The sequence below is a fragment of the Pseudomonas cichorii genome (genome assembly GCF_003700275.1).
Classification (GTDB): domain Bacteria; phylum Pseudomonadota; class Gammaproteobacteria; order Pseudomonadales; family Pseudomonadaceae; genus Aquipseudomonas; species Aquipseudomonas cichorii_B.
On record NZ_RBRE01000022.1, the window covers coordinates 1 to 975 of the forward strand.

Genomic DNA, 975 nt, shown 5'->3' on the forward strand with positions numbered 1-975 from the left:
GGCAGACCTTACCTGCTTTATCCGCGCAAGAACCGCCTGCACCTGGCCTTTTCCCCTGTGCAATGGACCTGGCGAATCTGCGAACACATGTGCGCTCATGCTGATAACCGGGCCTTTTGGATGAAGCCCCTGGACCTGGCAAACTTCAGATCCAACCTGAACGGTCCCGGCACTTTACCGCTGTTTCAGCTCGCCACGGCTGTGGCCGACATCGACGAGGATTACGTGGTCGAGGACCAGCGTTTCGCCGACTCGTCCATACCGACTTCCGAGCCAGTGCCTCAGCCCGAACAACCAGCAGAGCCGAGCTTTAGCCCGCTTGGTGCCGATGTGTATTGGCGGGGCAGTGTTCCGGACCAATACAGCTCGCTGCTGATTGCGCTGGACGATCCTTTGGCCGTGCTCAACGACCTGGGCCTGCAACTGGCGGGCGATCAGGCCGCGCTTCGGGTCTGGCAACAGGAACATGAGCACAAGCTGCAAATTGCCCAGACCGTCACTCAACTGTGCGGTGCCAGGGCCGAGACCCACCCACTGCCTGCGGCTGTACGCGACGATAGCGCCGGCACTCAGAAGTACCTGAGCGATCTCGAAGCCTATTTCGAGCAGCTTGACCAGGAAGAAATGCTGCTCATGCACGGCAATGCGCAGGGCAGCTCCCCGGCCACGCTGCACATCCTCCAGAGCGCAGAAATGCGTCGGAGCCTGCAGGCTCGCTACGGTCAGATCCCCTCTGCGGAGGACATAAAAGACTGGCAAGCCCGCGAGAAATGGCGTCGTGAAGTCGACCTCATAGGCGCCCGCGACCATTTGCGACAACACTTGCCCGCCAGCGAAACCCTGCTGCAACAGGTACGCGACACCCAGGCCGACCTGCAGACCTGGGCCGAATATCTGGGCAACGATCCACTCAGGTTGTTTGTCGATACCTGTAACCCGAGCAATCTGCTGTACCTGCAAACGGTCATGACCCAT

The 975-nt window shown here is 60.1% G+C and carries 1 pseudogene; it reads left to right on the plus strand.

The annotated features are described in order from the left end of the window. Positions 1–120 precede the first annotated feature (120 nt). Positions 121–975, plus strand: a pseudogene (locus tag ALQ04_RS05885) (hypothetical protein); the annotation flags it as partial.